General features: G+C 61.7%; 7 protein-coding genes and 1 pseudogene. 6 read left to right on the forward strand and 2 right to left on the reverse strand.

Translation table 11 applies throughout. The features are described from left to right. Window positions 1-837: c-type heme family protein (locus WCB02_RS42055; RefSeq protein WP_423968953.1), on the reverse strand; the 837-nt coding region annotated here is incomplete at its 3' end. 453 nt (window positions 838-1,290) lie between these two features. Then, the gene (locus WCB02_RS42060) at window positions 1,291-1,698 is read right to left on the reverse strand and encodes a hypothetical protein (protein WP_423968955.1); all 408 of its coding nucleotides are present in this window, start codon (window positions 1,696-1,698) and stop codon (window positions 1,291-1,293) included. A gap of 44 nt (window positions 1,699-1,742) precedes the next feature. Between WCB02_RS42060 and WCB02_RS42065 the strand changes: the two genes are divergently transcribed. The 6 genes and pseudogenes from WCB02_RS42065 to WCB02_RS42090 all read left to right on the forward strand — a co-directional run. Next, window positions 1,743-2,408 carry a serine hydrolase domain-containing protein gene (locus WCB02_RS42065; protein ID WP_423968958.1) on the forward strand — a complete coding sequence of 222 codons (666 nt, stop codon included), beginning with the start codon at window positions 1,743-1,745 and terminating at the stop codon, window positions 2,406-2,408. A 548-nt stretch (window positions 2,409-2,956) separates the two neighbouring features. Next, window positions 2,957-4,948: a conjugal transfer protein TraG gene (locus tag WCB02_RS42070; RefSeq protein WP_423968961.1), complete on the forward strand. Its 1,992-nt coding sequence runs from the start codon at window positions 2,957-2,959 to the stop codon at window positions 4,946-4,948. Between the two features lie 8 nt (window positions 4,949-4,956). Next, window positions 4,957-5,397, forward strand: a complete 441-nt coding sequence (locus WCB02_RS42075; RefSeq protein WP_423968963.1) for a CopG family transcriptional regulator — start codon at window positions 4,957-4,959, stop codon at window positions 5,395-5,397. 186 nt (window positions 5,398-5,583) lie between these two features. Further along, window positions 5,584-6,504 carry a P-type conjugative transfer ATPase TrbB gene (gene trbB / locus WCB02_RS42080; RefSeq protein WP_423968967.1) on the forward strand — a complete coding sequence of 307 codons (921 nt, stop codon included), beginning with the start codon at window positions 5,584-5,586 and terminating at the stop codon, window positions 6,502-6,504. Then, window positions 6,501-6,830, forward strand: a complete 330-nt coding sequence (locus tag WCB02_RS42085; protein WP_423968965.1) for a TrbC/VirB2 family protein — start codon at window positions 6,501-6,503, stop codon at window positions 6,828-6,830. The genes trbB and WCB02_RS42085 overlap by 4 nt, the downstream gene beginning before the upstream one ends. Beyond that, window positions 6,830-6,944 (forward strand): annotated as a pseudogene (locus WCB02_RS42090) (VirB3 family type IV secretion system protein); the annotation flags it as partial. The gene WCB02_RS42085 and the pseudogene WCB02_RS42090, both read left to right, overlap by 1 nt.

Below are 6,944 nucleotides of genomic sequence, written 5' to 3' on the forward strand. Positions count from 1 at the left end.
CCGGTTGCAGACGATCAGCCGCTCGGCTGAATCGTACAGCAATAGCCCCTGCGTCATGTTGTTGATAGCGACATCAAACCGCATGTTTTGTGCCTGCAGATCATCTTCTCTTGCAGTGATCTCGGCGGCGCTCGCGTCGAGTGCTTCCAGCTGGCGGAAATGAATGAGTGAAATTATCAGGCCGGCAAGTGCCAGTGCGAGAAGGAGGCCAACCCCGATGCTCGAGCTTTGCCACACCACGGTGCGCAAGAATGGGGAGACCGGCACATCGATCACGAACGCACCGATGACATCGTTCAGGTGCCACTGCGCTTTGCCAGGCTGAAGCGCGTTGTGGCAGCTGACGCAACTCTGTTCCTGCGCCACGGTGGGATAGACGGTACGAAACATCTGTTCGCCGTTCACGTCTAGCAGTTCGGACACCGGCTTGGGATTCGGCGTGGCCGCGAAGGCCTCGATCGCCTCGGCCATCCGCGCGTCCGTTGGCGGCGTCAGGATCTCGCGCCCGGGGCGGCCGACGGACCGAAGGCGAAAATCGGAATTGTCGCCGACCCGCCTGTTGAAGGCGTCGATCGCATGGGCACGGAACGACGCAGGCACTGGCGCATTTGGTCCGAATTGCGATCGGACCGCCGAGTAGTTGGTCACGAAGGCATCCACGAGCCGAAGCGCAATGATCTTTTCGTCGCTCTTGTGCTCCATGAACCAGTTCAGGCTGAAATAATGGAAGCCGTAGCCGACCGCCGCGGACAAAATTGCGCAGACGCCCAAATGGAGGAGAAAGCCGCGGCCGGACCGCGACCGCATAAATCGCTTCACTGACGAAAGCTTGCTCATCCGTCGAATCCGATGCCGCGGAAGTCGAGGACGATCCAATTAAATGTTTGTTCTGCGCAAACCACGTCCATAGTTCGGGTAGCAGACACTTTTAGTGTTGCGAATCCATAAATTCTGCTGAGACGACTGAAAAAAAATGAACAGTCCGTTGCCTGGATTGACCGAATTAGAGAGACCTTCGTGCCTCGATCGACCGCTCGGGGCGTTGCAGTGCCAGCGTGCCATGTCTGGGTTGGTTCATGGGTCGCCATGGCCGGCAGGCTGATGGCACAGCCGGTCTACGCCCAGCCCCGGAAATCGCCGCGCTCGGCACTTACGCTTCGTGCACAAGAAGAGACCTATTCGCTCGAACCCGGCTGCTATAAGTTTGCTCCCACCAGCCTGAAATATGAGTATGATCGGATACCCAGCAACTCGCGTAATTTTCTCTCGCGTCGCAAGGCGCTTGCAAGCCTAGCCGCTGGCGCGGCGTACATCGCTTTCAGAGGTAATTCCGCCGCCGAGCCAATTCCAAATACCGGAGATACTCAAAGAGGCGCCGAGCCGGTCTTCTCCGCGACAGGCCCAGACGCTGAACTCTACGGAGCGGTTGAGGGCTTCCCTGTACCTAGCTTTCTCGAAGCCGTCTTGCAGGGCAACCCGTACAAACCAGAAAATCGCGTCGGTGTATTCAGCCATTTTGACGAGATTTATCCGACGCGGCGGATCAAGCGTGCCGCTACGCCATGGACCTTCAAACGTTCGGCGACCGACATTCGATATTACTATCATGGAAAGCCACCATCCTTGACTGAATATCTCGCGCGCAACCCTGTCACCGGCTTGCTGATTGCGAAAGACGACCAGATTTTGTTCGAGCACTATCAATACGGCCGAACCGACGTGACAGGCTCCTATCCCAGTCGATGGTCAAGTCGATCACTGGAGTACTTATCGGCATCGCCGTGTCCGACGGTGCGATCAAATCGGTGGACGACAAGCCGGAAGCCTACGTCCCGGGCTTCAAGGGCACCGAGTATGGCAGGACGCCAATCCGTGATCTGTTGCACATGTCCTCCGGTGTTGATTTTGGGGAGGAAAGGGACGGCGGCCGCGATCTGAACCGCTTGTGGCGCGACATGGTGCTTGGACTTGGGATCACGAAAAAAGGCACGGTCAACAGCATCGCACAATTCAATCAGCGGATCGCGCCACCCGGCACAAGATACTACTACGCCAGCATAGAACCCGATGTGCTCGGCGTGGTGCTCCACAACGCGGTGAACAAGTCGGCATCCGAATATTTGCAGGAAAAGTTGTGGGAGCAGATCGGCGCGGAGGCCGACGCCACCTGGTTCCTTGATGCGGAAGGTTTTGAGGTAGCTCACTTCGGCTTCAATGCAGTGCTGCGCGATTACGCGCGGCTCGGACGCCTACTTGCCCACGACGGAGCGTGGGAGGGGCAAGCAGATTATTCCTGCGCAATGGATGATCGACGCGACAACGGTTCGACCATCCGATGGCTATTTGTTGCCCGGCAAAGCTATGCCGGACTTCGGTTACGGCTATTTTCTCTGGTTGCTTCCCGGTAAACGTCGCCAGTTTGCGTTCTCTGGCGACCTCGGCCAGCGCGTCTGCGTCGATCCGACCTCCAAGCTGGTGATGGTTCAAACCGCGCTTGAAGGTAGTCCCGAAGTGTGGCGTCTATGGGAGGCCATAGTTGAGCAATTTGGTCAGGGATAACAGCGTACTCGTTGCTTCTTGATCTCTAAGCAGCGTTCGTTGCGCTATGTCTGAGTTGGGTCAGGGACAGCCGTGGCCGGCGGGCCGATGCCACAGCCGGTCTACCCCATTCACGACTCAACATGACCGCCCCGTCAGGTCCGGAATTCGTCCCAAACTGACATGTCGCGCAGTTACGAGATTTTCGTCAAGGTTTAACGGACCCAGCCGAAACGTGGCTCGGGGGGCTCAAGCCGTGACACACCTTCCCTGCCGCGCCGCGCATTGCGATCAATGGCGCGGCGCCAAGCGAGGACCGCTGCAGAGCGACCGTATCGTACCCTGCAGCCGCCGCCGGTACGCCGCATGAGATGAGACACTTGCTATTGGCCAGGCTCCGCTTTGAGTCACGCTCACCATGTCCGCGACCAAGATCCTCTGGGGGCAAATTATCGTCGTCTTTGCAATCGTGCTCGCCACGATGTCGGCGGCCACGCAATGGGTAGCGTGGAAGCTCGGCTTCCAACCTCAGCTTGGACACCCTTGGTTTGAGCTGATCTCGGGAGTGCCCGTCTATCTTCCGCCGTCGTTCTTCTGGTGGTGGTACGCCTACGACGCCTATGCGCCGCAGGTCTTCGTCGAAGGGGCCTACATTGCAGCATCCGGCGGATTCATCTCGATCGCGGTCGCCGTAGCGATGTCGGTGTGGCGGGCGCGCGAAGCCAAGACCGCGGCGACCTACGGCTCAGCCCGTTGGGCGACCACAAAGGAGGTTCAAGCCGCCGGCCTTACTGCGGTTGACGGCGTCGTGCTCGGTCGGTTCGAGCGTGGCTATCTCCGTCATGATGGACCGGAGCACGTGCTGTGCTTCGCGCCGACACGGTCGGGCAAGGGCGTCGGTCTGGTGGTGCCGACGCTGTTGACATGGCCTGGCAGCTGCATTGTTCATGACATCAAGGGCGAGAACTGGACTCTGACCTCGGGCTTCCGAGCCAGACATGGCCGCGTTCTGCTGTTCGATCCGACCAACGCGAAGTCAGCGGCCTACAATCCGTTGCTGGAGGTTCGCCGCGGCGAATGGGAGGTGCGCGATGTCCAGAATGTCGCGGACGTGCTGGTCGACCCGGAGGGATCGCTGGAGCGCCGCAATCACTGGGAGAAGACCAGCCACGCTTTGCTGGTCGGTGCCATCCTTCATGTGCTCTATGCCGAACCGGACAAGACGCTTGCAGGTGTTGCCGGCTTCCTGTCCGATCCGAAGCGTCCGATCGAGGTGACGCTCCGCGCCATGATGACGACGGCGCATTTGGGTAAGGCCGGACCGCATCCGGTGATCGCCTCGGCGGCACGAGAACTGCTCAACAAGAGCGAGAACGAGCGCTCCGGTGTGCTCTCCACCGCGATGTCGTTCCTGGGGCTCTATCGCGACCCCGTGGTCGCCAAGGTCACCCATCATTGCGACTGGCGGATCCGAGATCTCGTCGAGGGCGACCGTCCCACAACGCTCTATCTCGTCGTGCCACCGTCCGACATCAGCCGGACGAAGCCGCTGGTGCGGTTGATCCTCAATCAGATCGGCCGGCGACTGACGGAGGATCTGCAGGCAAAGGGAAGACGCCGCCGGCTGCTGCTGATGCTCGACGAGTTTCCCGCGCTCGGCCGGCTCGATTTCTTCGAGTCGGCGCTGGCGTTCATGGCCGGCTATGGTCTCAAGAGCTTTCTGATCGCCCAGTCCCTCAATCAGATCGAAAAGGCCTATGGGCCGAACAACGCCATTCTCGACAACTGCCATGTCCGCGTATCCTTTGCCACCAACGACGAGCGGACCGCCAAGCGAGTCTCGGATGCGCTGGGCACTGCGACCGAGATGCGGGCGTTGAGGAACTATGCCGGCCATAGGCTCAGTCCCTGGCTCGGTCACTTGATGGTCTCCCGGCAGGAGACGGCGCGGCCGCTGCTCACGCCGGGCGAGGTGATGCAGTTGCCGCCCGGTGATGAACTGGTTCTCGTGTCCGGTGTCCCTCCGATCCGCGCCAAGAAGGCTCGCTATTTTGAAGACCCGCGATTGGCGGAACGGGTCTTGGCGCCGCCCGGCACGCGCGGGCACAATAGTGCTCATCCCCCCGACGATTGGAGTGGGTTGCCAGCTCCCGCTGTCGTTTCTGGCTTGGAGTCCGCTTCGTCAAGCAAGACGCGTCTGGATGATCCCGCGAATGGCGGCATCCGGCGGCAACCGGAACTTTCTCGGCACGAGGAGATCGCACCGGAGCCGATCAAGCCGGCGCCTGAATTCACCTTCGGGGAGGAAGAGCCTGACGACGCGGCCGCTCGAGCCCGCGCCTTGCGTCAGCAGGTCCGCAATCTCGCGCGTCAGGGCGCGATGGATCCTGACGACGGCATGGGCCTCTGAAGCCGGCCATGCGGACCAAGCACACGTTTCGACTGCCGCCGGATCTGGCGGCTCAACTCGCCGATTACGCCCATCGCAAGCGCGTGCCGCAGGCGCTGGTCGTCGAGACCGCGCTTTCATCACATCTGTCGCCGGATGGTTCGGAGCGGATGGAGGCGGCGCTCGGCCGCCGGCTCGACCGGCTGACCCGACAGGTCGAACGTTTGGAGCGCTATAGTGCGATCTCAAACGAAGCGCTGGCGCTGTTTGTGCGCTTCTGGCTCACCGTTACGCCCCCATTGCCGGATACGGCGCAGCCGGCGGCCCAGGCCAAGGGCCGTGAGCGCTACGAAGGATTTGTCGAGGCGCTCGGGCGGCGTTTGGCGAAGGGGCAGACCCTGGCCGAGGAAGTTTCCCAGGACGTGTTGCCCAAGGACGAACCGCCAGATCCTACGAACGGTTCTTCGTGAACGGTTTCGCTATTGTCAGTCATTCTACGCCAGAGCGCTACGCCTGATCTGATCTCGTTGCGTGAGGCGACATCCGCATCTTTCTATTGATCCCGGCATCACGGCTGTAGTTCGCGGCCGCCACGCCTGGGGACGGAAGTGGCAATCCATCATCTCAATCAGGAGGCGTCGTCACGCGGCGCCCGCATGCTGCGGACCGCGCTCGGCCCGGCCATCGCGCTGTGGCTCGAGGACGCCGCTGTCGTCGAGGTCATGCTCAATCCCGACGGCCGGCTCTGGATCGATCGGCTCGCGGGCGGGCTCGTGGACACTGGCGAACGACTATCGCCCGGGGATGGCGAGCGGATCGTGCGGCTGGTCGCGCACCATGTCGGCGCCGAAGTTCATCCGGGATCACCACGGGTTTCGGCCGAACTGCCTGAGACAGGCGAACGTTTTGAGGGACTGCTGCCGCCCGTGGTGGCGGCGCCCGCCTTCGCGATCCGAAAGCCAGCGGTTGCCGTGTTCACCCTGGACGACTATGTCGCCGCCCGCATCATGAGCGCCGGTCAGGCCGAGACATTGCGCGCGGCCGTCGCGGATCGCCGCAACATCCTCGTCGCAGGCGGCACCTCGACCGGCAAGACCACGCTCACCAACGCCTTGCTGGCCGAGGTGGCCAAGACATCCGATCGCGTCGTGCTGATCGAGGATACCCGCGAGCTTCAATGCAAGGCGGAAAATCTCGTCGCGCTCCGCACCAAGGACGGCGCCGCCTCGCTGTCCGATCTCGTTCGCTCCTCGCTGCGGTTGCGGCCGGATCGCATCCCGATCGGTGAAGTCAGGGGCGCCGAAGCGCTCGATCTCCTGAAGGCCTGGGGGACCGGGCATCCCGGCGGCGTTGGCACCATCCATGCGGGTTCAGCAATTGGCGCGCTCCGGAGGATGGAGCAGCTGATTCAGGAAGCCGTCGTCACGGTCCCTCGCGCGATGATCGCCGAGACCATCCAGTTCATCGCTGTCCTGGCGGGCCGTGGTTCGGATCGGCGGCTCGCCGAGCTCGCTCATGTCGAAGGGCTTGGATCCGACGGCGACTATGTCCTTCACACCGCTGGAGATCGGCCATGACTCGATCAAGCTTCCACTCTCGTAGCCGTTCCGTACTGGCTGCGGTCGCAAGTCTTCAGATGCTGCTCTCTGCTCCCGCCTTGGCAGCGGGTTCAAACATGCCCTGGGAGCAGCCGCTCAATCAGATCCTGCAGTCGGTCCAGGGCCCGGTCGCCAAGATCCTGGCCGTGATCATCATCATCATGACCGGTCTGACGCTCGCCTTTGGCGACACCTCCGGTGGCTTCCGCCGGCTGATCCAGATCGTGTTCGGTCTGTCGATCGCGTTTGCGGCGAGCTCCTTTTTTCTGTCGTTCTTCTCGTTCGGGGGCGGAGTGCTGGTGTGATGGAAGACAATTCTCTCAATTCAGATTCGGCCATCGCAGGCTTCACGGTGCCGGTGCATCGCGCGCTGACCGAGCCGATCCTGCTTGGCGGCGCCCCACGCGCGGTTGCGATCG

Origin of the sequence: Bradyrhizobium sp. (genome assembly GCF_049581145.1) — a bacterium.
Taxonomy (GTDB): Bacteria; Pseudomonadota; Alphaproteobacteria; order Rhizobiales; family Xanthobacteraceae; genus Bradyrhizobium.

What these genes read in the sequence shown, in the direction of transcription:
- trbB (WP_423968967.1), top strand. Translation starts at nt 5,584, where the DNA reads ATGCTGCGGACCGCGCTCGGCCCGGCCATCGCGCTGTGGCTCGAGGAC.
- WCB02_RS42065 (WP_423968958.1), top strand. Translation starts at nt 1,743, where the DNA reads ATGGTCAAGTCGATCACTGGAGTACTTATCGGCATCGCCGTGTCCGAC.
- WCB02_RS42070 (WP_423968961.1), top strand. Translation starts at nt 2,957, where the DNA reads ATGTCCGCGACCAAGATCCTCTGGGGGCAAATTATCGTCGTCTTTGCA.
- WCB02_RS42085 (WP_423968965.1), top strand. Translation starts at nt 6,501, where the DNA reads ATGACTCGATCAAGCTTCCACTCTCGTAGCCGTTCCGTACTGGCTGCG.
- WCB02_RS42075 (WP_423968963.1), top strand. Translation starts at nt 4,957, where the DNA reads ATGCGGACCAAGCACACGTTTCGACTGCCGCCGGATCTGGCGGCTCAA.